This window comes from Pseudooceanicola nanhaiensis DSM 18065, assembly GCF_000688295.1.
GTDB classification, from domain to species: Bacteria; Pseudomonadota; Alphaproteobacteria; order Rhodobacterales; family Rhodobacteraceae; genus Pseudooceanicola; species Pseudooceanicola nanhaiensis.
In genome coordinates, this window is sequence record NZ_JHZF01000011.1 from 1541359 (window position 1) to 1565846 (window position 24488).

Below are 24488 nucleotides of genomic sequence, written 5' to 3' on the forward strand. Positions count from 1 at the left end.
TCATTCCGCGGCGATCTCTGCGGCGGTGCCGGCCTGCTGTTCGGGCGGAAACGGCACGGCCTCGCCTTCGGCCGAGAAGCTCAGCGTCCCGTCCGCCACGTCGCCGCGGCGCAGGGTCTTTCGGTCCCACATGTAATCCTGCTTGTGGATCCACGGGAAGCTCTGGCCATGTTTCGGCAGCCGGTGCATCACCCGCAGGAAATAGCCCGAGGTGAAGCTGATCGAGGTGTTGATCTGGGCGAAATCCTCCGACGTGGCCTTCGGCGTCACCTGCACGAAGCCCTTGCGGTCCATGTAGCGCAGCAGGCGGCAGGCGTATTCCGCGACAAGGTCCACCTTCAGCGTCCAGGACGCGTTGGTGTAGCCCCGGAAATAGAGCAGGTTCGGCACGTTCGAATACATGAAGCCCTTGAAGATCAGCTGCTTGCCGGGCTCCACCCGCTGGCCGTCCACGCTGACCTCTATGCCGCCGAAGTAATCCAGCACCAGCCCCGTCGCCGTGACGATCGTGTCGACCTCCAGCAGGCGGCCGTCCTTCATCCGGATCCCCTCGGGCAGGATGCGCTCGATCTCGCCCGTCACCATCTCGGCGCGGCCGCCCTTGAGCGCCTCGAAGAAATCGCCGTCCGGCACCACGCAGATCCGCTGCTGGCCGGGCCAGTAGCCGGGGGTGAAATGCTTTTCCCACTCGGGGACCTTGCCCTCCAGCTCCTTGCCGATCGCGCCGACCATCATCCGCTTGGTCGCGCGGATGTCCTTCGCCATCCGCTTGCGCCGCATCTGGCCTGCAAGGATGATCCGCCAGCGCGCCAGGGAATATCCCGCGCGCCCGGGGATCATCCGCTTCAGCACGTTGCCGATCCGGTCCTTCGAGGGTCGGTTGACCACATAGGTGGGCGAGCGCTGCACCTGGATGACCTGCGCCGCCGTCTCGGCCAGCGTGGGCGTCAGGGTGACCGCGGTGGCCCCCGATCCGATGACCGCGATCCGCCGCCCGGCGGGGTCGTAGTCTTCGGGCCAGAACTGGGGATGGATCATCTGCCCCGCGAAATCCTCCATGCCTGCGATCTCCGGCAGGTAGCCCTCGTCGTACTTGTAATAGCCCGAGGCGAGGAACAGGAACCGCGTCGTGAGCGCCACCTCGCCCTCCGGGGTCGCGCAGGTCAGGCGCCAGAGGGCCGCGGCGCTGTCGTATTCGGCACGGCGCACCTGGTGGTCGTAGCGGATCAGCGGATCGAGCCCGTTCTCCCGCGCGGTCTCCTCGATATAGCCGCGGATCAGGTGCCCCTCCGAGATCGCCTTGGCATGTTTCCACGGCTTGAAGGCATATCCCATCGTGTGCATGTCGCTGTCCGACCGGATCCCCGGATAGCGGAAAAGGTCCCAGGTGCCGCCCATGCGCGCACGCCCCTCCAGGATCGCGAAGCGCTTGCCGGGGCATTCCGTCTTCAGATATCGGGCCACCCCGATCCCCGAAAGCCCGGCACCGATGATCAGGACGTCGTAATCCGCTTGCGGCATCTCAGCATACCCATAATTCGAAAACTGAAACCGGGATACACCGGCGGGACCGGAAATGAAACGGAAAACCGCCTCTGCCCGGTACGTGAACCGCGCTTGCATCGCCCGGCAACCGGGATAGGATCGACGCGCCGCAACAGGGAGGACGGGCCATGGCCGAAGCTCAGGTCAACGGGATCACCATATATTACGAAGACCACGGCGCGAAGGAGGGCCAGGCGCTGCTGCTGATCACCGGCGTCGGCACCCAGAGCACGCGCTACCCGCAGGCCTTCGTCGACATCCTCACGGCCCGGGGCTACCGCGTGGTGAAGATGGACAACCGCGACATCGGGCTGAGCCAGAAGTTCACCGAAGCCGGCATACCGGACTTTCAGGCAGCGACCCGCGCGAAGAAGGAGGGGCGCCAGGCCGACCTGCCCTATCAGCTTTCCGACATGGCCGCCGACTGCGCCGCGCTGCTCGATCATCTCGGCATCGACAATGCCCATGTCTGCGGCTTCTCGATGGGCGGCATGATCGCCCAGCTCGTTGCCATCGAGCACCCGGAGAAGGTGCTCTCGCTCATCTCCATCATGTCGAACACCGGCAATCCCGAGATCCCCGGCGGCACGAAGGAGGCGATGGCCGCACTGACCGCCCCGCGCCCCGATCCGAACGAGGACCGCGAGGCCTACATGGCCGCGATGGTGAACACCGCGCGCGTCATCGGCAGCCCGGCATGGCCGCAGGACGAGGCGCTGATCCGGAAGGGCATCGAGATCGACCTCGACCGCTCCTTCCATCCCACGGGCTTCGCCCGGCAATATGCCGCGATCCTCGCCACCTACGACCGGCGGCCGCATCTGCAGAAGCTGACGATGCCCGCCACGGTGATCCACGGCATCCAGGATCCGCTGGTGCCGATCGAGGGCGGGCGGGACACGGCCGCCAACATCCCCGGGGCCGAACTGATCGAGATCGACGGGATGGGGCACAACATCCCGCCCGAGCTCTACGAACGCCTCGCCGACGGGATCGAGACCGCGACCCGGCGCGCTGCGGCCTGAACCGCGCGGCGGCGGCCCCCTCGGGCCGCCGCACTCAGTCCCGACGGATCACGCCTTCGGCGTGATCTGCCGGATCAGCCCTTCCTGCGCCACGTCGGCCACCAGCCGTCCGTCCCGCGTGAAGATCCGCCCGCGCGTGAAGCCGCGCGCCCCGCCCGCCCAGGGCGCGTTCATCTCGTAGAGCAGCCATTCGTCCATCCGGAATGCGCCGTGCAGCCAGAGCGTGTGATCGAGGCTCGCCACCATCATGTCGGGCCGTCCGAAGCCCATGCCCGCCCGGTTCAGCGCCGCCCCGATCAGCCCGAGGTCCGAGGTATAGGCCAGCGCCGCACGGTGCAGGTGCGGATCGTCGGGCAACGCGTTCTGCGTCCGCATCCAGGCCGCCTGCCGGACGACCGGGCCGGTCTCGACGAAGGGCGGCCGGTCCTCGCAGGGCCGCACCTCGATGGGGCGCCGCTTGGTGAGGAACTTGTGGTGCATGGGGTGCAGGTTGTCGCGGTACTTCTGGGCCAGCTCGGTCTCGTTCATCAGGCCCTCGGGGCCCGGCACGTCCGGCATCTCGTCCTGGAATTCGAGTCCCGCCTCCTCCACGTGGAAGGAGCAGGCCATGTTCAGGATCGGCTTGCCGTTCTGCACCGCGACGATCCGGCGGGTGTTGAAGCTGCCGCCGTCGCGATCGCGCTCGACCCGGTAGAGCACGGGCTTCGTCGCATCGCCGGGACGCATGAAATAGGCATGCAGCGAATGGGCCGGGCGGTCGGCCTCGACCGTGCGGGTGGCGGCCGACAGGGCCTGCGCGATCACCTGTCCGCCGAAGCTGCGACCCTTGCCGTCGGGCGTGGCGATGCCGCGGAAGTAATCCTCCTCGATCGGCTCCACGTCGAGGATGGGGGTCAGCTCGTCTTCGCCCTCTGGCGCGCGGTCCGGGGTGGCTTCGGTCATTGTGGCGTCTCCGGTCAGATAGTGACCGGTTGGTCCGTCATTGCGGCCATGGTTGCAAGGTCTTTGTGACGGCAAACCCCGCCCCTGCTTCCTCTTGCCATAAATATCCCCGCCGGAGGCATCGCGGAGAAAGGGCTCGATGCCCTTTCTCCGCGACCCCCGGGCGACGTCCATCGGACGGCGCAAACTCCGCCGGGTTGCGCCGCCTCCGGCGTCGCGCGGGGGACGCCGCTGCCGGGCATCGAGCCCGGCAGCGCCGTTGCCTCCGGCGGGGATATTTATGGCAAGAGGAAGGGGGGACCTGCCCTAGTTCAGAAGCGGGTGGTGGCAGGCGATCGTGTGGCCCGGGGCGATCTCGCGGATCTCCGGCACCTCCGCCGCGCAACGCTCGGTCGCATAGGGACAGCGGGTGCGGAAGGGGCAGCCCGAGGGCGGGTTCACCGGCGACGGCAATTCGCCCGGGATCAGCTCCACCCGGTCGCGCAGCGCCTCCGGGTCCGGTTCCGGCACCGCGGCCAGAAGCGTGCGGGTGTAGGGATGCACCGGATGCCGGTAGATCGTCTCGGCCGGGGCCAGTTCGCAGAGCTTGCCGAGATACATCACGGCCACCCGGTCCGACACGTGCTTCACCACCGCGAGGTCGTGGCTGATGAAGAGCATGGTCAGCCCGAACTCGCCCTTGAGCCGCTCGAGCAGGTTCAGCACCTGCGCCTGGACCGAGACGTCGAGGGCCGAGACCGCCTCGTCGCAGACCAGAAGCTCCGGCTTCAGGATCAGCGCGCGCGCGATCGAGATCCGCTGGCACTGCCCGCCCGAGAATTCATGCGGGCGGCGCTCCATCGCCTGATCGGGGTTGATGCCGACGAGGTCGAGCATCTCGGCCACGCGGGCGGCATGCTCCGCCCTGGTGCCGATCCCCGCGATCTCGAGCGGGGCCGCGACGATGTCGCGGATGGTCTGACGCGGGTTGAGCGAGGCGATCGGGTCCTGGAAGATCATCTGGAACCGGCGGCGCGCGGCCTGCAGCTCGCGCCCCTTCAGCCCCGTCAGCTCCTTGCCGTCGAGCCGCACGGAGCCCCGGGTGGGCCGCGGCAGCTGCATCACCGCCCGTGCGGCCGAGGACTTCCCGCAGCCCGATTCTCCCACCAGGCCCAAAGTCTCGCCCCGTCTCACATGCGCCGTGAAATCGGTGACCGCGTGGACCTTGGCCTTGCGGCTCAGGGGATATTCCACCGTCAGGTTCTCGATGCTCAGGAAGGCGTCGATCTTGCCGGTCGGGGCGTTCATGCGGCCACCTCCCTGTTCAGCGGTTTGATGCAGGCCCATTGGTGCGTCGCGGTGCCCTCGAGCTCGGGCACGGTGCGGCGGCAGGCCTCTTCGGCGAAGCGGCAGCGGGGCGCGAAGGGGCAGCCCGGCGGCGGGTTGATGAGATCGGGGGGCCGGCCCTCGATGGCATCGAGCTTGCGGTGCGGCGGATCGGTGACCCGCGGGATCGAGGCGAAGAGCGCGGCCGTGTAGGGCATCGCGGTGTTGCGGAAGAGCTCGGTCACCGGGGCCTTCTCGACGATGCGGCCGGCATACATCACCGCGACCTCGTCGCAGCGGCCCGCGACCACGCCCATGTCGTGGGTGATCAGGACCATCGCCATGTTCCGCTCGCGCACCATGCGTTGCAGCAGGTCGAGGATCTCGGCCTGCACGGTCACGTCGAGCGCTGTGGTGGGCTCGTCCGCGATCAGCAGGTCCGGCTCGCAGGCGATGGCGATGGCGATGGCCACCCGCTGGCGCATCCCGCCCGAGAGCTGGTGCGGATACTGGTCGACGCGCACGTCCGGCTGCGGCAGGCCCACGGCCCTGAGCAGCTCCACCGCCTTCCTGCGGGCATCGCGCTTGCCCATCTTCAGGTGGAAGGTCAGCACCTCGGAGATCTGCTTGCCGATGGTCAGCACCGGGTTGAGCGCGGTCATCGGGTCCTGGAAGACGATCGCCATCTGCGGCCCGCGCAGCCGGCGCAGCTCGCCTTCGGACATCTGCATCAGGTCCTGGCCGTTCAGCACCACGCGGCTGCCCGGCCCGGTCACCGCGGTCCCGGGCAGAAGGCGCATGATCGAGCGCGAGAGCACCGACTTGCCGGAACCGGATTCGCCCACCACGCCGAGGATCTTGCCGCGTTCCAGCGTGAAGCTCACGCCGTCGACCGCCTGCAGGAGGCCCCGCCCCGTCGCGAAGGCGGTGCGCTGGTTGGTCACTTCGAGAATTGTCTCGCCCATCGGGTCCTCCTCCTCAGATCGCGCCTTCGCGGACATCCGCGAGACGGCGGCGGATCGCGTCGCCCACAAGGTTGAAGCTCAGCACGGTCACGAACATCACCAGCGTCGGGTAGAGCGAGATCCAGGGCGCCGTGCTCAGGTGCTCGCGGCCCTCGGCGATGATCCCGCCCCAGGACGGTGTCGGGGCCTTGACCGAAAGGCCGAGGAAGGAGAGCGAGCCCTCGATCACGATGGCGATCGGGATGTCGATCAGGATGAAGGCGATGAGCGGCCAGATGATGTTCGGGAAGACCTCCTTCGACAGGATCCGGAAGTCCGAGGCCCCGAGCGCGCGGGCCGCCAGCACGAATTCGCGCCCCGCGTAGTTCAGCGTCGCCGCCCGGGTGATCCGCGCCGCGGTCGGGATGAACAGCAGCCCGAGCGAGAAGCAGACCATGAAGAGCGAGCCGCCGAAGATCACCGCGAAGAGCAGCAGGACGACGAGACCCGGAATGGCCAGCCAGGAGTCGATGGCGATGCCCACCACCTCGTCGACCCAGCCCCGGTAATAGCCCGCGGCCATGCCGAGGATCAGGCCGGCGCCGACCCCGATCGCGGGGGCCGCGAAACCGACGGTGAGCGAGACGCGCGCGCCCCAGATGATGCGGCTCAGGAGGTCGCGGCCCAGCACGTCGGTGCCCAGCCAGTGCGCCTCGCTCGGCGGCGACTGGAGGTAGGCCCAGTCGATCTCGTCCGGGGCGGGAAGGCCCCAGAAGGGCGCGCCGATGGCGGCCACGGCCACGATGATCAGCCAGCCGAGCGGGATCCAGAACAAAAGCCCGAACCTGGTGCGCCGCTTGTGCAGCGCGATGGCCGCGGCGTGCTTGTCCTGCACCTCGGTCCCGGCATTGGCGGCACCTGCGGAAGCGGCGTTGGAGTGAGAGATGTCAGCCATGGGCGCCTCGCGTCCGAACCCGCGGATCGAGCCATGCATAGGCGATGTCCACGAGGAAGTTGGCCGTCACGAAGGCCAGCGCGAAGAAGGTCACGCAGCCCTGGATGACGATGAAGTCGCGGGTGTAGACGGCATGGATCAGGAGCCGCCCCACCCCGGGGATGCCGAAGATCTGCTCGATGATGATCGTCCCGCCCAGCAGGCGCGCGACCTGCAGGCCGAGGAGCGTGATCATCGAGAAGCTCGAGGGCCTGAGCGCGTGGACCCACAGGATGCGCCGGTTCGACATCCCCTTGGCCCGGGCCAGCGCGATGTAGTTCTCCTGCAGGACCGAGATCATCTCGACCCGGAGCGTCCGCATCAGGATGGTCCATTCCACCAGCGCGAGGCTGAGCGCGGGCAGGATCATCGGCTTGAGATTCGCCCAGAGCCCCTCGGACAGCGGCTCGTAGCCGGTGGCCGGCAGCCAGCCGAGATGGAGGGAGAAGAAGTAGATCAGCAGGATCGCCGTCATGAACGAGGGCATCGAGACGGAGGCAAAGGCGATGGCCCCGATGATCCGGTCCCCCCGCCCGTTCGGTCGATAGGCCGAGAGCATGCCCGCCGGGATCGCCATGGCAAGCGCGATCGCCTGCGCCAGGATCATCAGCTCGAACGACACCGGGAAGCGCTGCATGATGGCGTGCCAGACGTCCTCCTTGTTGATGAAGGACCGGCCCCAATCGCCGGTGAAGATGCCGCCGACCCATTCGGCATAGCGGATGAGCACGGGACGGTTGAGCCCCATCTCCTCGCGGATCGCCTCGACCTCGGCTTCGGAACTGTCCATGCCGGCCATCTCGTAGGCGACGTCGCCCGGCAGGATGTTCACGAGCAGGAAGGTGACGAATGTGACCACGATCATCACGATGAACAATCGCTGGAACCGTCGGAACAGGTAGTGCATCGCTTCTCCCCTTGGCGGTGCTTGTGTCTTTGCCGGGCCGGAGGCCCTCAGCCCTCGATCCCGTGCTCGGCGTCCGGTCCGGTCCTCCTCCGGATGCGGGGCCTGTCACGGTCGAGGTTAGAAACGCGGAGGTTGTGCTGCATAGAAGAAGACACCATCCGCCACATACGGGTACGCGCCTTTTCGCCGAGAGGCCGCCCCCGCCGGAGACCGCCCCGCCCCGCCCGTTCCCAGGGCACGACGCGGCGGGTTCCGGTCCCTCCGGCGGGGTGCGTAAACCCCGCCGGAAGGCGTGTCAGATCACTCGTCGATCCAGGCGCGGGTGACGTCAACGGCCCCGCGATAGGGCGGCGGGACGTTCTTCACCTTGGGATTGGTGAACACGTAGTAGCGCCCGCCGCCCCGCCACAGGATGCTGCCGTCGTCGTTGATCATGGAGACCATCTCGCACTGCTTGTTCAGGCGGTCCTCCACCGTGGTCGCGACGCGCATCTCGTCGGCCAGCTTGTCGAGCTCTTCGTTGTTGAAGCCGGTCAGGTTGTAGGACGATCCGATCTTCGTATAGGCGTAGAGCTGCGGGCCCATGTCGGCGCCGTCGGCGATCCGCCAGCCGGTCACGTCGAAATCGCCCTTGAAGGTCCGCGCCACCAGCGTCGACTGGTCCACAGGTTCGAGCGTGAGCGTGATGCCCGCCGCCTTCGCCGTCTGCTGGAAGATCTCGCCCAGTTCACGCCCGCGCGGGGTCGTGGTGTGGATCATGACGATCTCGGGCACTTCGGACTGGCCCGTCTCTTCCAGATATTGCGCGACGTATTCCTTGGCCTTGGCCACGTCGAAGGCGCGGTAGTTCGCCTCGCCGCAATCCTTCACCTGCCCCAGCGGGTGCGTCACCGCGGGCCGGGTGTTCTGCCAGGATATCTTCACCAGCGCGTCCTGGTTCCAGGCATGGGCCAGCGCCTTGCGCAGCGTCGGGTTCGACAGCGGCTCCTTCTTGCCGTTCATCAGGTTGACCGCCGCGCCCGCGCCCTCGGTCGTCAGGGTGACGAGGTCGGGATCGTTCTGCGCCTCGATGATCGTGGGGCCGCGGTCGGTCCAGATCAGGTCCACTTCGCCCGACTTGAGCGAGGCATAGCGGGTCTGGGTGTCCGGCAGGATGCGGAAATTGATCTTGTCGAGGTTGATCTCGTCCGCGTCGCGGTAGCCATCCCATTTCTCGACGACGATCCGGTCGCCCGAGGACCAGTCGACGAACTTGAACGGGCCGGTGCCGACCGGGTTGCGGTTCATCTCGCCGGACGCGACATGCTCGCTCGGCGGGATCGGCCCGCTCATCGAGGTGGTCGCGAGGTAGGGCAGCAGCGCCATCCACGGATGGGCCAGGTGGAACTCCACCGTCAGCGGATCGACCGCGACCACCTTGTCGATGGACGAGATGAAGGACCGCGAGGACGACTTGTTCTCGGGATCGAGGATCCGGTTGTAATGGGCCGCCACGTCCTCGGCATCGAAATCTGTGCCGTCGTGGAACTTGACCCCTTCGCGCAGCTTGAAGGTCCAGACCGTCTGATCGTCGCTCGACGACCATTCGGTCGCCAGCATCGGCTCGGGCTCGTTGGTCTGGGTGTTCCAGCCGAGCAGCGGCTCGACCATGGTGCGCATGACGATCTCGCCGGTCTGGCCGAGAACGCCGCCGTCCACGGTGTCGAAGCCCCGCACGTCGGTCTCGATGGCAACGTTGAGCGTGCCGCCCTTCTTCACTTCCTGAGCATGAGCAGCTGCACCGGCAACCGCGATGGCACCGAGCGTCGCGCCGGCGAGCGTCGCCGCGAAACGGCCCTGTGGCATACGGAATGTCCGCATGTGTTTTCCTCCCGTTTTTTCTTGCCCGCTCCTCGTTCGGGCTGTTCAAGTGTTAACTGAAACCGGGTGCTTGTGAATACCCATTATTCGAAGTTTTGAACGACGGGTCTCTGGCCGGGCGCAACTTCGCGTGACCGGCCCTGCAATTCACATCCGTGGCGATTCCGGATGGCGGAATGGGGCGCGGTTGGCCAATGTGGCTTGTTTCGTGGGCTTTTGCCCTCTCCCGGTCACTCGCGGCATGCTTCTCGCGAGGCCTGTTCCGCCCTGCGGAACGCCGCCAGCATGCCGCGTCGCAGCAAGCGTGACACCATCACGGATTAACCTGCGACCATACCGGACCTACGAATCCCGCCGAGTTTGCGTTCAGCGTCATGCAGGCCGCGACGGCATGTTGCTGGGGACAGCGTTCTGACGGGGAGATCGGCCGCCGGCCCCACCTTACCCGGAAGGGCAAATGCGGCCTTCGCACAAGGCGTGCTGCAGCAAAGGCCCGTTGCCCGACGGGCCCGGACAGGCTCGATCAGCTCTCGGACCGGATGGCCGGACGCCGATTCATCGCGATTTCAGGAAGGGATCACGCCCCGTCTCGGGGGGAGTGAATGGTGCGGTCGAGAAGACTCGAACTTCCACGGGAGTTACCCCACAGCGACCTCAACGCTGCGCGTCTACCAATTCCGCCACGACCGCACGTGACTTGGTGAAGGGGCGTATAGCTGCCCCGAACAGGGATGTGAAGAGGGCAGAATGAAGATTTTCGATTTTCGCCACGGCACCCGTGAACGACGGAAGCCGGCCCCGGGGGACCGGCCTCCTGAGGCGATGAAAACCGCCCTAACCCCGCATCATTTCAAAGAAAACGAGGGCAACGCGGTGGTCTGCGGCGCGGGCACCGGCGTCAGCCCGGCGCTCTCGCCCGAGAGCGCGGCACGCAGCAGCTCGGCCCGTTCGGGCTGGCCCGGCACGAAGACCGGGGTCGCGCCGCCATCGAGCGCCGAGAGCGCCAGCTCGTACCAGCCCTCGGCCTGCGCGTCGGAGCGTTCGACGCCGAATCCCTGCACCAGGTGATGGCCGACGAGCTCGGCATAGGGCGTCTGCCCTGCCCCCGTCAGCAGGAGCGCGGCGCCGAGCGCCACGTCCATCTTGTCACGCCGGTAGCCGGTGTAGAGACAGATCGCCCCGGTGCCCTGCAGCTGCTCCACGGTCATGTTCGCGCCCAGCACGAACTTCTGCACCTGCGGCACGACCTGCGCGGCGGGCGTGTCCGAGAGCATCTCGATATAGGGCGCGAGCGCCGGACCGAAGCTGTCGCATTGCGCCTCGACCTGCGCCTCGGTCATGCCCTGGACCGCCTTCACCATCTCCTCACCCTGCGCGATGGCATAGGTGCGGGTCAGGCAGAACTGCTCGGACAGCGCGAGGTCGGGGTCGGTCATGCTGGCCGCGGTGACATAGCCGCCGTTCGAGGTGGTCAGCAGGCTCACCTTGCTGCAATAGCTGGCGAGCGAAGGCTGGTCCGCCGGGGCGGCCCCCGCCATCGGCAGCGCGGCGAGCGAGGTGGCGGGCGCCGGGGTCGCCGCGACGGGCGGTGCGATCGGCACCGAGGGCGCGGGCGCCGGAGCGGCCGCCATCTGGACATCGCCGCCCGAGCCCGGATCATCCATCGAGCAGACCGCCTGGTGGCACTGGAACATCGCCGGGCTGGCCGTATTGGTCAGCTGGGCGTTGCGGGCGTAGCGGAAATCGTTGCGGGCATAGCCGTTCGGACCGCTGGCAAAGACCATCACCGCGCATTGGCTCTGTCCGCACCAGAAGCTCGACCCGGTGACCGACGTGTCGATGACGTAATCGTTGCGCCCGTCCGCGTTCAGATCCGCCATCTGGATGAAGCCCGCGCGCTGGAGCAGCTGCTCGGCCGAGGGCTCCGAACTGTCGGCGATCTCGTCCACCACGTCCGAGACCTCCATCGGCAGCCCGGCATAGCCGGTGCCGGAGCGGGAACCGGTGATGCCCATCCTCTCGTCGCGCCAGGCGGTCAGCAGGCCGCGCACGCCCTGCGGGTTGCGCTGCATCGCCTTGACGACCTCGGGTCCGCCGACCTGCGCGCGGCTGTAGAAGGAATGGAGCATCTCGCGCTCGTGCGACTGGATGTGCCCGGTGGCGGGCCATCCCATATGCGCCTGGTATTGCGAGACGGCCGCGCGGGAGCGCGAGCCCATGACGCCGTCGGCGCCGCCGGCATTGAAGCCGAAATAGTTGAGCGCGGTCTGCGTCATGCGGTTCTCTTCACGCTGCGCGCTGCTCACGCCCGAGGTGCGGCGGCTGCTGGTGCTCTTGTAATAGCGCTTCTTGGGCTTGTTCGCGCCGTGCACGATGGCCCCGCCGATGATGCCGCCGACGATCGCCGCGCCGAGCTCGCTCGCCGCCGCCGGAACGGGTCCGGCAAGGCACATCGCCGCCACGAGGGCAGCCTTAATGGATCTGGAGAACATGGAATTGGCCCCTTATGTATGAACTGAATGAAGCCAGAATACCGAAAGATGCTTGACGTGGCGACACCTTTGGCCGCTCTGCCCGATTTTGCCGGTCCCGGGCCCGAATGGATCGTCTCGCCCGGCCTCGTGTCCTACGAGGCGGCGCTCGAGGCGATGGAGGCGCGCGTCGCCGCGATCGCCGCCGGCCAGGCGCCCGAGGCGATCTGGCTGCTCGAGCATCCGCCGCTCTACACCGCAGGCACCTCGGCCCGGCGCGAGGACCTGACCGACCCCGGGCGCTTCCCGGTCCACGAGGCGCGGCGGGGCGGGCAGTACACCTACCACGGGCCCGGCCAGCGGGTGATCTACGTGATGCTCGACGTGGGCCGCCGCGGCCGCGACGTGCGGCGCTTCGTCGAACAGCTCGAGGCATGGGTGATCGCGACGCTCGACGAATTCAACCTGACGGGCGAGATCCGCGAGGGCCGCGTCGGGGTCTGGGTCGCCCGTCCCGACAAGCCCCCCCTGCCCGACGGCACCCCGCGCGAGGACAAGATCGCGGCGATCGGCATCCGGCTGAGGAAGTGGATCAGCTTCCACGGGATCTCGATCAACGTGGAACCGGACCTGTCGCATTTCGACGGCATCGTGCCCTGCGGCATCACCGGCCACGGCGTGACGAGCCTGGTCGACCTCGGACTGCCGGTGACGATGGAGGACCTCGACGTGGCCCTGCGCCGGACGTTCGGAGAGGTCTTCGGCGAGGCGCCACCCCCCGCCCCCTGACCGCTCAGCTGCGCTGCGCCGCCAGTTCCGAGGCCAGTTCCCCATGCAGGGCGCGGCGCTCGTCCTCGGACAGGAAGGCGCCGATCTCGACCCGGCGGCCGTTGCCGTTCAGCGTGACGTAATACGGCACCGGGCCGCCCTTCAGGTGCATCTCGACCCGGGCCCAGTAGGTGTTGCATTCCCAGGATTGCTCGGACCCGTCCGGGTTGCGCCGCAGCAGGCGCGTGCGCTCGGGGCTGATCGACAGCGTCTCGACCACCTCGCCCGAGCGGTAACTCAGCCTGAGCCCGAACCAGAGCGCCGCGAGCGCCCCCAGCCCGAAGGGCAAGAGGCCCCAGAGCAGCACGGTGCCGAGCAACCCGAAGAGCGGGATCATCGCCAGCAGGAAGAACAGGCCGATCACCGCGGCAAAGCCGTTCCGCGGCAGTGACCGGTACGGCCAGAGCGTCAGGTGACGGCGGCTGTCGCTCCATTCGTAGGGCATCGGCTCAGCCGGTCCGTCCGGTGGCCAGCGCGACCGCCCAGGCCGCGGCAAGCGCGCCGGCGGCGATCCAGGGCGCGGCGGGCGCGAGGGCCGTCAGCGGCGCGAGCGGGTCCGCCGCGCCGCCGACGCCCGGCATCAGCGCATCGGCCACGGCGGTATGCCTTGGCACGATCACCGCCGCGTAGAAGGCCGCGAAGAGCAGCGCCAGCACCGCCTGCGGAAGCGCCACGCCCGCCTCGGCCCGGCGGTGGAGAAGCAGCGCCAGCGCGGCGGCCAGCCCCGCGACGACGAGGCCGAGGAGGCCCTGCCAGAAGAAGGTGCTCACATGGCTGCCGCCGCCCGGCGCATGGGTCAGGACCACCGGCAGCGCGGTCTCGAGCATGGCGGCCGGCAGCAGCGCCGCGGCGCCGCCGCCGAAGAGCATCGCCGCCCCGAGGTGCGGCGCCCGGACCGCCGCCCAGAGCCCGCCGGCCAGCGGCAGGCCGAGCAGCCAGACCGTCCGGAGAAGCGGGGCGGCACCGGTGGCGGATTGGGAGAGGAGGAGCGTGCTCACGTCGGGACCGGGTCTGGGGGAATGCGAAGGGCCCCGGCACGATCCGCGCCGGGGCCCCTTGGGTTGTCTCGGGGTCAGCCCACGCTCAATGCGCGTGGGTCTTGTCCCAGTCCTCCCGCTTCGGAAGGATCTCGAAGGTGTGCTCCGGCGGCGGAGAGGGCAGCGTCCACTCCAGCGTGTCGGCGTATTCGTTCCAGTAGTTGTTCTCGGTCACCTTCGCACCCTTCCGCAGCGAATAGAACATCACGCCGAAGAAGAAGATGAACGAGGCGAAGGAGAGGAACGCACCCATCGAGGACACGAAGTTCCAGGTGGCGAAGGCCTCCGGGTAGTCGATGTAGCGGCGGGGCATCCCCTGACGGCCCAGGAAGTGCTGGGGGAAGAAGGTCAGGTTGGCACCGATGAACATCGCCCAGAAGTGCAGCTTGCCCGCCCATTCCGGATACATCCGGCCGGTCATCTTGCCGAAGTAGAAGTAGACCCCGGCGAAGATGGCGAAGACGGCGCCCAGCGACATCACGTAGTGGAAGTGCGCCACGACGTAGTAGGTGTCGTGATAGGCGCGGTCGATGCCGGCCTGGCTCAGGACCACGCCGGTCACGCCGCCCACGGTGAAGAGGAACAGGAAGCCGAAGGCCCAGAGCATCGGCGTCTTGAACTCGACCGAGCCGCCCCACATCGTCGCGATCCAGCTGAACACCTTCACGCCGGTCGGGACCGCGATGACCATGGTGGCCATCATGAAGTAGGACTGCTGCGTCAGCGACATGCCCACGGTGTACATGTGGTGCGCCCAGACGACGAAGCCGAGAAGGCCGATCGCGATGATGGCAAGCACCATGGGCAGGTAGCCGAAGATCGGTTTCTTCGAGAAGGTCGCGATCACGTGGCTGATGATGCCGAAGCCGGGCAGGATGATGATGTAGACTTCCGGGTGGCCGAAGAACCACAGGATGTGCTGGTAGAGGATCGGGTCACCGCCACCGGCCGGGTCGAAGAAGGTCGTCCCGAAGTTCCGGTCGGTCAGCAGCATGGTGATCGCGCCTGCAAGGACCGGCAGGGCCAGAAGGATCAGCCACGCGGTGACGAAGATCGACCAGGCGAACAGCGGCACCTTGAAGAGCGTCATGCCCGGGGCGCGCATGTTCAGGAAGGTGGTGATCATGTTGATCGCCCCCAGGATCGACGAGGCGCCCGAGACGTGGACCGCGAAGATGGCGAGGTCCATGGACATGCCGCCTTCGGTCGTCGAGAGCGGCGGGTAGAGCACCCAGCCCACGCCCGAGCCGAGCTGCCCGTCACCCCCCGGCGCCAGCAGCGAGGCGACGCCAAGCGCCGTGCCCGAGCAGTAGAGCCAGAAGGACAGGTTGTTCATCCGCGGGAACGCCATGTCCGGCGCGCCGATCTGCAGCGGCATGAAGTAGTTGCCGAAGCCGCCGAAGAGCGCGGGGATCACGACGAAGAACATCATCAGGACGCCGTGATAGGTGATCATCACGTTCCAGAGGTGTCCGTTCGGGGTGCAGGGCGCATCCGAGGCGAGGAAACGCGCCCCTTCCATGCACATGTACTGCACGCCCGGGTGCATCAGCTCCAGCCGCATGTACACGGTGAAGCAGACGGAAATCAGGCCCACGACCGCCGAAACGATCAGATAGAGGATCCCGATATCCTTGTGGTTGGTCGACATGAACCAGCGGGTGAAGAACCCGCGTTCGTCATGGTGATCGTGGCCGTGAATGGCTGCGTCCGCCATGCTCGCCTCCTGTTGGTGTCCTTCCATGGACAGAGCGAAGGAGTCGCGCCGCCCGAATTATGGCTCTTCTAGAATGTCCTCCCGTTCCTCGCAATGGATGGAATTGACGCAGATCAAGGAAATGTGTCGCACCTCACGCCGCGCCACGAGGTGAGGTGGGGGAACCTTGCCATCCTTTCGCGGTTCTTCCTTCACGTCAACGGGAGGGCAGGCGATGCAGAAGGGCACGCAGGTGAAGTGGAAATGGGGCCAGGGCACCGCCGAGGGCAAGGTCTCCGAGACCTTCGACCGCAAGGTGACGCGCACCCTCGACGGGTCCGAGATCACCCGCAACGGCACCCGCGACAACCCTGCGCTCCTGATCCGCCAGGACGACGGCAGCGAGGTGCTGAAGCTTTCCTCCGAAGTCGACCGCGCCTGAAGGCAGCCCCCGGGAAACAGCCATGCCCCTCGTCTTCTACCCTGACAGCCGACCCGGGATCGCGCGCAGGCGCTGCGGGCGGGGGTTCACCTACACGGCGCCCGACGGCACCACCATCGACGACCGCGCGGAGCGCAGGCGGCTGGCCGCGATGGCCGTCCCCCCGGCCTACGAGAAGGTCTGGATGTCGCCACGCCACAACGGCCACCTCATGGCCACGGGTTTCGACGCCCGGGCGCGCAAGCAATACCGCTATCACCCCGATTGGCACGCCGCCCGCTCGGTGGTGAAATTCGAGGGGCTGGCCGATTTCGGCAAGGCCCTGCCGGGGATCCGCGACCGCGTCGCGGACGACCTGCGCGCGGCCCCGGGCGACGAGCGCTTCGCGCTGGCCGCCGCGCTCTTCCTGATCGACCGGCTGGCGATCCGCGTCGGCCATCCGGCCTATACCGCCGAGAACGGCAGTTACGGCGCGACCACCCTCACCCGGCGCCACCTGCGGCTGCACCAGGGCGTGCTCCGGCTGAGCTACATCGCCAAGGGGGGCAAGCAGGAGCGGCGCGTGATCCGGTGCAAGCGGCTGATGCGGGCGCTCCAGACCGCGCGCGATCTGCCGGGGGCCGAGCTCTTCACCTGGATCGCCGCGGATGGCGGGGTGCGGCGCGTCGGTTCGGACGGGCTGAACGCCTACCTGGCCGAGATCGGCGGGTCCGAGGGGTTCACCGCCAAGACCTTCCGCACATGGGCCGGCAGCCTCGCCGCCTTCGAGGCGCACCTGGCCAATCCCGACGGCACCCTGGGCGCGATGACCGAGGCCGCGGCGGCGCGGCTTGCCAACACGCCGACCGTCGCGCGGACCTCCTACATCCATCCCCGCGTGATCAGCCTGGCCGGGACCGGGGAGGCACCCCGCCTCTACCAGCCCCGCCGGGGCCTCAGCCGGAGCGAAAGCGCCCTGCTCCGCCTCCTGGAAAGCGACGCCTGAACGCGAAACGCCCGGCACTCTGGCCGGGCGTGTCCCGTCAGGTCCGAGAGGCTCAGTCCGTCGCGTCCGGTGCGGCGCCGATCGCCTCCGTCGCGAGATAGGCCGCGACATCCTCGGAATGCTTGCGCATCTTGAAGGTCATCTTCGAGCGGGCCGCCTTCTTGTCGAGGTGGTCGGCGAGGAAGGCCTTCGGATCCTCGATGTAGACCGCGAGGTTCTCCGCGTTCCACACGAGCCCGCTCTTGCCCGCCGCGACGATGTCGTCGCCGTAGGTGAAGCCGTCCAGAGTGCCCGCGGTGCGGCCGATCACGCCGCAGAGGTTCGGGCCGGTCTTGCCGCCTTTCACGATCGTCTCGCTCTCGGATTCGATCATGTGGCAGCTGCGGCACTTGGCGAATTCCTTCTCGCCCTTCTCGGGGTCGCCCTCGGCGAGGGCGGGTGTGGCTAGGGCAAGGCACGTCAGGGCGGCAAGGGCGGGTCTGAGCGTCATGGGCTGGTCCTCCGGATGGGAATAGCGCGCGTCGGAAGGAGTTGTAGCGCAGAGCGGACGCACTACAAACCCGTGAGGCGGGGGGATTTTGTCGCAGGCCCCGGGGCCCGGCCGCGGTCGGGGTCTGGCCGCGCGGCGCGCCCGGCGCTAAGCATGGGACAAAGGGAGGTGACGCGATGGCCGAATACGACGACTGGATCGGACGCAGTTTCGAACGCGAGGACGTGGTCACGCCGCGCCTGCTCGAGGAATTCCGCGCCACCATGCCGGACCTGCTCGGCCCCGGCGAGGTGCCGCCCGGCTTCCACTGGTGCCTCTCGCCCGAGACGCTCGAGCCCGCGAGGCTGGGCCGCGACGGGCATCCGCAGACGGGGATCTTCCTGCCGAAGCTGCCCCTGCCCCGCCGGATGTGGGCCGGGGGCGAGGTCGAGGTGGTGGGCCCGCTGCATCCCGGCGACCAGGTCACCAAGACCTCGACCGTGCGGGACGTGAAATTCAAGCAGGGCCGGTCCGGCAACCTCGGCTTCGTCGAGGTCGACCACGCCTATTCCGTCGGCGGCGCGGTGCGGATCCGCGAACGGCAGGACCTCGTCTACCGCGAGGACCCCTCGCCCGACCGTCCCGCCCCCGAGCCGCCGCAGGCGGCCGACTGGGACGTGGTCGACAGCTGGACCGTGAGCCCCGACCCGGTGATGCTGTTCCGCTACTCGGCGCTCACCTTCAACGGGCACCGCATCCATTACGACGGCGATTACGCCCGCGGGGTCGAAGGCTACGACGGGCTCGTCGTGCACGGCCCGATGCAGGCGGTCTGGATGCAGAACCTCGCGGCCCGGATCCTCGGGCGGCAGGCGCGATTCTTCCGCTACCGCGGGCTCTCTCCGCTGACCGTGGGATATGACGTGAAGGTGGAGGCGCGGCGGGAGGACGATGTCCTCGACCTGCGGGTCCGGCGCCGGGCGGACAGCGTCGTCACCATGACGGCCCGCGCGGAGCTTTGACCGTCACGGCCGGCGCGCCGGGCCGGAGGGCCCGGCCGAAAGCCGGTTCAGCCGGCGCAGAGACGGCTCTTGATCTGCGGTCCGACGGCGCCGAAATCCATCTGCCCGGTATATTTCGACTTCAGCGCGCCCATCACCCGGCCCATGTCGCGGATGCTGTCGGCGCCGGTTTCGGCAATGGCCTCTTTGACCGCCCTGTCGACTTCCGCCTCGTTCAGCTGCCGCGGCAGGAATTCCTCGATCACCTTGATCTCGCCCAGTTCCCGCTCGGCCAGGTCGATCCGGCCGCCCTCTTCGTAGACCCGGGCGCTTTCCTGACGCTGCTTGACCATCTTGCCGAGAATGGCCAGCACCTCGGCTTCGCCCACGCCGTCCTCGCGGCCCTCGCCGCGCGCCTCGATGTCCTTGTCCTTGATCGCGGCATTGATCAGCCGCAGCGTGCTCAGCCGGTCGGCCGCGCGCTCTTTCATCGCTTCCTTCAGAGCCACGTTGACCCGGTTGCGGAGTTCCATCGGTCCCATCCCCTGGACTGAAATGATAAGAGCGTCTTGTACCCAAACGCGCGGCCCGAAACAACCGTTCCCGAACGGAAGACTGCACGTGCCGCATCGCAGCGACATGTGACCGCTGCGGCCTTGACCCCCGCACCTGCCGGGCTTAGGTACACGCCAATTTGCCAGCCGGAAGGACTCGACCCATGCCGCTCTCCCACGGACAGAAACCGACCGCCTGCCTCGCCCTCGCCGATGGCACGATCTTCTACGGCAAGGGTTTCGGGGCAACCGGAGAGACCCAGGCCGAGCTGTGCTTCAACACGGCGATGACCGGCTACCAGGAGATCATGACCGATCCCTCCTACGCGGGCCAGATCGTCACCTTCACCTTCCCCCATGTCGGCAACGTGGGCGTGAACCCCGAGGACGACGAGACGGCGGACCCGGTCGCCGACGGCATGGTGGTGAAGTGGGACCCGACCGAGCCCTCGAACTGGCGCTCGGCCGGTGAGCTCTCGGACTGGCTCGCCTCGCGCGGGCGCATCGCCATCGGCGGCGTCGACACCCGGCGCCTGACGCGGGCGATCCGCCAGCAGGGCGCGCCCCACGCGGCGCTGGCCCATGACCCCGAAGGCAATTTCGACATCGCCGCCATGGTCGCACGCGCCCGCGCCTTCCCGGGCCTCGTCGGCAAGGACCTCGCACGCGACGTGACCTGCGCCCAGAGCTACCGCTGGGACGAGATGAGATGGGCCTGGCCGCAGGGCTATGCCCGGCAGGAGAACGCGCGCCACAAGGTCGTCGCGATCGACTACGGCGCCAAGCGCAACATCCTGCGCTGCCTTGCCTCCGCGGGCTGCGACGTGACCGTCCTGCCCGCCTCGGCCACCGCCGAGGAGATCCTGGCGCATGATCCCGCGGGCGTGTTCCTGTCGAACGGCCCGGGCGATCCGGCGGCCACGGGGGCCTATGCCGTGCCGATGATCCGCGAGGTGCTCGAAAAGCGCGCCGACCTGCCGGTCTTCGGCATCTGCCTCGGCCACCAGATGCTGGCGCTGGCCCTTGGCGCGACCACGGTCAAGATGAACCACGGCCATCACGGCGCGAACCATCCCGTCAAGGACATCGAGACCGGCAAGGTCGAGATCACCTCGATGAACCACGGTTTCGCGGTGGACAGCCAGACCCTGCCCGCGGGCGTGATGGAGACCCATGTCTCGCTCTTCGACGGGTCGAACTGCGGCATCCGGATGACCGACCGGCCCGTCTTCTCGGTGCAGTATCACCCCGAGGCGAGCCCGGGCCCGCAGGACAGCTTCTACCTCTTCGAGCGTTTCGTCGCCTCGATGGACGCCGCCTGAGCCTGTCTACCTTCATAAGCGTTAACCGCCTTCTGCGGCGGTTAACGCTTTGTTAGGACGTCATTAGTCCAACGTATACCTTCCTTCGACAAGGTCGCCCCGAGCCGTTCACACGCCTGGGGGCATGATGTCATCCGCCGAAAGCCGCAGTTTCTTTTCACACGAGGCCGCTAGGGCCGCGCCCCGCGCACTGGCCGAGGCGGCGGCGCCCTTCGTGCTGCCGGCCGGGACCGCAGGGCGGACCGCCCCCCTGCCCTCCGCGCTCTTCGACGAGATGGTCGGGTCCGGTCGGCTGACCGAGGATCAGGCGCTCGAGATCCTGGCGCGCAGGATCGGCGCGCCGCGCGTGTCGCTCGCCCTCTGGCCACCGGACCCGGCGCTGTCCGACCTGCTGCCCGCGGCGCTCTGCCTGCGCCACGCGATGGTCCCGTGGCTGCGGGAGGAGGACGGGATCGTCCTTGCCACCGCCCGGCCCGAGGTTGCCGCCGACCCTGATCTCTACCTGCCCGCGGGGCTGCCGCCGGCCCGTGTCGTGCTCGCGTCGCTGGCCGAGGTTCAGGACCACCTCGCCGCCACGCACCGCGCCGCCCTCACCCGCCGGATGTCTGCCCGCCCCCGGTCGCAGGACAGCTTCCGCGGCTACGTCCCGACCCGGCGCCTCAAGGTGGTGCTGGGGCTGGCCGCGCTTGCCGGCATGTCGGTTGCCGCGCTTGCACCCGGGGCGGCCTTCCTCGCGCTGCTGGTGCTGGCGGCGGCGACGCTGTGCCTGGCCTTCACCTTCAAGACCCTCGCCATGATCGCCTGCCTCCGCGCACCCGGCGGCGCGGCGCCGCCCGAGGTGCCCGCCGTCACCGACCTGCCGGTGATCTCGATCCTCGTGCCGCTCTTCCGCGAAAAGGACATCGCCGGCACGCTGGTCCGCCGGCTGCAGCGGCTGGATTACCCGCGCGGGCGGCTCGAGGTGCTTCTGGTGCTCGAGGAAAGCGACGCCCTGACCGCCGAGGTGCTGAACCGGACCGAGCTGCCCCCCTGGGTGCGGATCGTGACGGTCCCCGAGGGCCAGCCGAGGACCAAGCCGCGGGCGATGAACTACGCGCTCGATTTCTGCCGGGGCGAGATCATCGGGGTCTACGACGCCGAGGACGCGCCGGCGCCCGACCAGCTGCTCGCGGTCGCCGCCCGTTTCGCTTCGGCCCCGGGCCGGCTCGCCTGCCTGCAGGGGGCGCTTGATTACTACAACCCGCGGGACGGCTGGATCGCGCGCTGCTTCACCCTCGAATACAACACCTGGTTCCGGCTCTACCTGCGCGGCATGGCGCGGCTCGGCCTGCCGGTGCCGCTTGGCGGAACGACGCTCTTCGTGCGCCGCGCCGCGCTCGAGGCCGTCGGCGCCTGGGATGCGCACAACGTGACCGAGGATGCCGATCTCGGGCTCCGCCTCGCGCGCTACGGCTGGCGGACCGAGGTCATCGACAGCACGACCGGCGAAGAGGCGATCAGCCGCGCGGTGCCGTGGATTCGCCAGAGGTCGCGCTGGCTGAAGGGCTACATGGTCACCTACATGGTCCAGATGCGCCGCCCCCGGGCGCTCTGGCGCCGGCTGGGGCCGCTCGCCTTCATCGGCATGCAGGCACATTTCGTCACGGCGCTCATGCAATACGTGCTGGGCCCGCTGCTCGGCTGTTTCTGGCTGGTCGCGCTCGGTCTGGTCCGGCCCTTCCCCGACATCGTGCCGGACGCCGCGATCACGCTTTTCGGGCTGCTCTTCGCGTTGTCGGCGATCGGAGAGGCGACCTATTGCATGATCGCCACCCGGGCCCCCCGGCACCGACATCTCTGGCCGTGGGTGCCGATGCTCCTGCTCTATTATCCGATGGCGTGGATCGCGGCCTACAAGGCGCTGTTCGAGCTGCTGGTCGTGCCGTTCTACTGGGACAAGACCCCGCACGGGCTGACCGGCACCGGACCGGCGGAGGAGCCCACACCCCCCGGCCCGCGCTGAACCGGCGTGGCCCGGGCCGTCATCGGCCCGGGCCCCTGTCTCAGGCCATCGAGGGCAGCCAGAGCACGATCTGCGGGAAGGCCACCAGAAGGGCGATGGTGATCGCGTCCGCGATGAAGAAGGGCGTCACGCCCCGGAACACGTCCTGCACGGACAGGTCCGGCCGCACGCCCGCCACCACGAAGCAGTTCAGCCCGATCGGCGGGGTGATGAGACAGAACTCCGCCATCTTCACCACGAGGATCCCGAACCAGATCGCGCACATCGGCCCCGACATCCCGAAGGCCGAATCCGCGGCCGAGACGAACTCGCCCCCGTTCAGCGCCATCACCGCCGGGTAGACCACCGGCAGGGTCAAGAGCAGCATCCCGATCGCATCCATGAACATGCCGAGCACCGCGTAGGCCAGCAGGATCATGATCAGCGTGATCATCGGCGAATGCTCGAGCGAGGTGATCCAGTCCGAGAACGCCCCCGGCAGGTCCGCGAAGCCAAGGAAGCGGACATAGATCAGCACCCCCCAGATGATCGTGAAGATCATCGTGGCGAGTTTCGCCGTCTCGAGAAGCGCGTCCTTCAGCTGGTGCCACTTCATCCCGTGCACCAGCGCCATCACGAAGACCACCGCCGCGCCGAGCGCCCCGCCCTCGGTCGGCGTGCCGAAGGGATCGCCGCCGAACGGGTTGTAGACGAAGAAGATGATGATGAAGATCACGAAGAAGATCGGCAGCGCCTTGGGCAGCGAGGCGAAGCGCTCGCCCCATGTGAAGCCGCCGACGGGCGGGCCGAACCTGGGCATCACCATCGCGAGGATGACGATGAGGCTCGCGTAGACCACCGCCGAGAAGGCGCCCGGGATGAAGCCCGCGAGCAGCAGCTTGCCGACGTCCTGTTCGACGATGATCGCGTAGATCACGAGGATCGCCGAGGGCGGGATCAGCGAGGCGAGCGTGCCGCCCGCCGCCACGACGCCCGCCGCGAAGCGCTTGTCGTAGCCGACCTTCAGCATCTCGGGGATGGCGATGCGCGCGAAGACCGCCGAGGTCGCCACGCTCGCGCCCGAGACGGCCGCGAAACCGGCCGTCGCGAAGACGGTGGCCACCGCCATGCCGCCCGGCAGCCAGCCGACCCAGCGTTTGGCGGCCTCGAACAGCGCCTTCGTGAGCCCGGCGTAATAGGCGAGATAGCCGATCAGGATGAAGGTCGGGATCAGCGACAGCTCCTGGCTCGCGATCTTGGAATGGGGCACCTGCCCCGCCGTCTTCACCGCGACGGTGATCGCCTGCATGAAGCGGTCGGGCGCGTAGCCGAACTTGGCCCAGAAGATCCAGACGAGGCCGACGAGCCCCGCGACACCCGCCGCGAAGGCCACGCGCATGCCGAGCAGCACGAGGACGAAGAGGAAGCCGGTGGTCCAGAGACCGATCTCGATGGGTGTCATCGCGTGGTCTCCCCGTCATCCGCGCCCTGAACGTGTTCGGCCTCTTCCGCGGCCAGTTCCGCCGCGCTCTTCACCAGCGGCACGGCGATCGGCTGATCGGTGCCCTCCGCGAAGGCCCTTGCATAGCCCCAGAGCTGGAGCACGAGGCGCAGGGCGAGAACCGAGAAGCAGATCGGCACGATGATCTTGGCGGGCCAGAGCGGCATGCCGATGTCGATCGTGCTGTCGGCCGAGCAGAGCGGACGCGCGCAGTCGAAGCTGCGGTCGAAATGCGCCCAGCTTCCCCAGATCAGCAGGGCGATCAGCGCGAGCGTCACCAGCGTGGTGACGAATTCCGCCGCCCAGAGCGGGCGGCCCCGCAGCTGGCCGATCAGGATGTCCATCCGGATGTGCCCGCCGTCCCGCATCGCGTAGGAGATGCCGAGGAAGGCGATGAGCGGCATCGTCAGCTCCATCCAGTCGACATAGCCCGGCAGCGGCGCGTTGAAGAGGTTGCGCCCCCCGACCGAAATGACGGCGAGGAACATCAGCCCCAGCACCGCGGCCCCGGCCACGAAGGCCATCACCTTTTCAAGACCATACAACCGCCGGTCGATCCTGCTGAGCAGGCTCTCGTCCGACAGGACGGATAGCGATCCCGCCATGCGGTGTCCCCCTGTTACCCGACTTCTTTACGAGAGCAGGCGGTAGGGGCCCGTTCCGACCCCCGCCGCCTGCA

Annotated in this window: 22 protein-coding genes and 1 tRNA gene; 7 read left to right on the forward strand and 16 right to left on the reverse strand. The window is 68.1% G+C overall.

Translation table 11 applies throughout. The features are described from left to right. A complete protein-coding gene (locus Q344_RS23500; RefSeq protein WP_051630409.1) occupies nucleotides 1-1521 on the reverse strand; it encodes a flavin-containing monooxygenase in 1521 nt (506 codons plus the stop codon). 152 nt (nucleotides 1522-1673) lie between these two features. Here Q344_RS23500 and Q344_RS0108550 point away from each other — a divergent pair, with 152 nt between their 5' ends. Beyond that, nucleotides 1674-2570: an alpha/beta fold hydrolase gene (locus tag Q344_RS0108550; RefSeq protein WP_028286323.1), complete on the forward strand. Its 897-nt coding sequence runs from the start codon at nucleotides 1674-1676 to the stop codon at nucleotides 2568-2570. A gap of 48 nt (nucleotides 2571-2618) precedes the next feature. Here Q344_RS0108550 and Q344_RS0108555 read toward each other — a convergent pair whose 3' ends face one another. The 8 genes from Q344_RS0108555 to Q344_RS0108590 all read right to left on the reverse strand — a co-directional run bounded on the left by Q344_RS0108555 (nucleotide 2619) and on the right by Q344_RS0108590 (nucleotide 12014). Further along, nucleotides 2619-3512, reverse strand: coding sequence for an acyl-CoA thioesterase (locus Q344_RS0108555; RefSeq protein WP_051630411.1), 894 nt, complete (start codon nucleotides 3510-3512; stop codon nucleotides 2619-2621). Nucleotides 3513-3818: 306 nt separating this feature from the next. Then, nucleotides 3819-4799, reverse strand: coding sequence for an ABC transporter ATP-binding protein (locus tag Q344_RS0108560; RefSeq protein WP_028286325.1), 981 nt, complete (start codon nucleotides 4797-4799; stop codon nucleotides 3819-3821). Next, entirely contained in the window at nucleotides 4796-5782 is a 987-nt protein-coding gene (locus tag Q344_RS0108565; protein WP_028286326.1) for an ABC transporter ATP-binding protein, read from the reverse strand. The genes Q344_RS0108560 and Q344_RS0108565 overlap by 4 nt, the downstream gene beginning before the upstream one ends. A gap of 13 nt (nucleotides 5783-5795) precedes the next feature. Continuing rightward, nucleotides 5796-6716, reverse strand: coding sequence for an ABC transporter permease (locus Q344_RS0108570; RefSeq protein ID WP_084178370.1), 921 nt, complete (start codon nucleotides 6714-6716; stop codon nucleotides 5796-5798). Beyond that, nucleotides 6709-7662, reverse strand: a complete 954-nt coding sequence (locus tag Q344_RS0108575; RefSeq protein WP_028286328.1) for an ABC transporter permease — start codon at nucleotides 7660-7662, stop codon at nucleotides 6709-6711. Before Q344_RS0108575 ends, Q344_RS0108570 begins: the two co-directional genes overlap by 8 nt. Before the next feature lie 300 nt (nucleotides 7663-7962). Further along, on the reverse strand, nucleotides 7963-9522 hold the full coding sequence (locus Q344_RS0108580; RefSeq protein ID WP_084178337.1) for an ABC transporter substrate-binding protein: 1560 nt from the start codon (nucleotides 9520-9522) through the stop codon (nucleotides 7963-7965). 603 nt (nucleotides 9523-10125) lie between these two features. Further along, nucleotides 10126-10212: transfer RNA gene (locus tag Q344_RS0108585), tRNA-Leu, on the reverse strand. 155 nt (nucleotides 10213-10367) lie between these two features. Further along, the gene (locus tag Q344_RS0108590) at nucleotides 10368-12014 is read right to left on the reverse strand and encodes a peptidoglycan-binding domain-containing protein (RefSeq protein ID WP_028286330.1); all 1647 of its coding nucleotides are present in this window, start codon (nucleotides 12012-12014) and stop codon (nucleotides 10368-10370) included. A 57-nt stretch (nucleotides 12015-12071) separates the two neighbouring features. Between Q344_RS0108590 and lipB the strand changes: the two genes are divergently transcribed. Then, nucleotides 12072-12782, forward strand: a complete 711-nt coding sequence (gene lipB / locus Q344_RS0108595; protein ID WP_409372502.1) for a lipoyl(octanoyl) transferase LipB — start codon at nucleotides 12072-12074, stop codon at nucleotides 12780-12782. Between the two features lie 4 nt (nucleotides 12783-12786). Here lipB and Q344_RS0108600 read toward each other — a convergent pair whose 3' ends face one another. From Q344_RS0108600 to ctaD, 3 genes are all read right to left on the reverse strand, one after another. Next, nucleotides 12787-13266, reverse strand: a complete 480-nt coding sequence (locus tag Q344_RS0108600) for a DUF2244 domain-containing protein (RefSeq protein ID WP_028286332.1) — start codon at nucleotides 13264-13266, stop codon at nucleotides 12787-12789. A gap of 4 nt (nucleotides 13267-13270) precedes the next feature. Next, nucleotides 13271-13819, reverse strand: coding sequence for a hypothetical protein (locus tag Q344_RS0108605; RefSeq protein ID WP_028286333.1), 549 nt, complete (start codon nucleotides 13817-13819; stop codon nucleotides 13271-13273). An 85-nt stretch (nucleotides 13820-13904) separates the two neighbouring features. Then, nucleotides 13905-15575 (reverse strand): cytochrome c oxidase subunit I, encoded by a 1671-nt coding sequence (ctaD, locus tag Q344_RS0108610; RefSeq protein ID WP_028286334.1) that lies wholly within the window; start codon nucleotides 15573-15575, stop codon nucleotides 13905-13907. Between the two features lie 214 nt (nucleotides 15576-15789). Between ctaD and Q344_RS0108615 the strand changes: the two genes are divergently transcribed. After that, a complete protein-coding gene (locus Q344_RS0108615) occupies nucleotides 15790-15996 on the forward strand; it encodes a hypervirulence associated TUDOR domain-containing protein (protein ID WP_028286335.1) in 207 nt (68 codons plus the stop codon). A gap of 22 nt (nucleotides 15997-16018) precedes the next feature. Next, nucleotides 16019-16981 carry a DNA topoisomerase IB gene (locus Q344_RS0108620; protein WP_028286336.1) on the forward strand — a complete coding sequence of 321 codons (963 nt, stop codon included), beginning with the start codon at nucleotides 16019-16021 and terminating at the stop codon, nucleotides 16979-16981. 52 nt (nucleotides 16982-17033) lie between these two features. On the opposite strand, the gene Q344_RS0108625 is transcribed toward Q344_RS0108620, so the two are convergent. Next, nucleotides 17034-17471, reverse strand: a complete 438-nt coding sequence (locus Q344_RS0108625) for a c-type cytochrome (protein WP_028286337.1) — start codon at nucleotides 17469-17471, stop codon at nucleotides 17034-17036. Nucleotides 17472-17647: 176 nt separating this feature from the next. Between Q344_RS0108625 and Q344_RS0108630 the strand changes: the two genes are divergently transcribed. Beyond that, nucleotides 17648-18472: an HTD2 family dehydratase gene (locus Q344_RS0108630; RefSeq protein ID WP_028286338.1), complete on the forward strand. Its 825-nt coding sequence runs from the start codon at nucleotides 17648-17650 to the stop codon at nucleotides 18470-18472. Between the two features lie 47 nt (nucleotides 18473-18519). Here Q344_RS0108630 and Q344_RS0108635 read toward each other — a convergent pair whose 3' ends face one another. Next, nucleotides 18520-18984, reverse strand: a complete 465-nt coding sequence (locus tag Q344_RS0108635; RefSeq protein ID WP_028286339.1) for a GatB/YqeY domain-containing protein — start codon at nucleotides 18982-18984, stop codon at nucleotides 18520-18522. Between the two features lie 185 nt (nucleotides 18985-19169). Here Q344_RS0108635 and carA point away from each other — a divergent pair, with 185 nt between their 5' ends. Beyond that, complete coding sequence (gene carA, locus Q344_RS0108640) at nucleotides 19170-20327, forward strand: glutamine-hydrolyzing carbamoyl-phosphate synthase small subunit (protein ID WP_028286340.1); 1158 nt, start codon at nucleotides 19170-19172, stop codon at nucleotides 20325-20327. Between the two features lie 127 nt (nucleotides 20328-20454). Beyond that, nucleotides 20455-22329, forward strand: coding sequence for a glycosyltransferase (locus Q344_RS23505; RefSeq protein WP_244881784.1), 1875 nt, complete (start codon nucleotides 20455-20457; stop codon nucleotides 22327-22329). A 40-nt stretch (nucleotides 22330-22369) separates the two neighbouring features. Here the strand turns inward: Q344_RS23505 and Q344_RS0108650 are convergent, their stop codons facing one another. Together Q344_RS0108650 and Q344_RS0108655 are read right to left on the reverse strand one after the other, a co-directional pair. Then, the gene (locus tag Q344_RS0108650) at nucleotides 22370-23770 is read right to left on the reverse strand and encodes a TRAP transporter large permease (RefSeq protein ID WP_028286341.1); all 1401 of its coding nucleotides are present in this window, start codon (nucleotides 23768-23770) and stop codon (nucleotides 22370-22372) included. Then, complete coding sequence (locus tag Q344_RS0108655; RefSeq protein ID WP_028286342.1) at nucleotides 23767-24414, reverse strand: TRAP transporter small permease; 648 nt, start codon at nucleotides 24412-24414, stop codon at nucleotides 23767-23769. Before Q344_RS0108655 ends, Q344_RS0108650 begins: the two co-directional genes overlap by 4 nt. Between the last annotated feature and the right edge of the window lie 74 nt (nucleotides 24415-24488).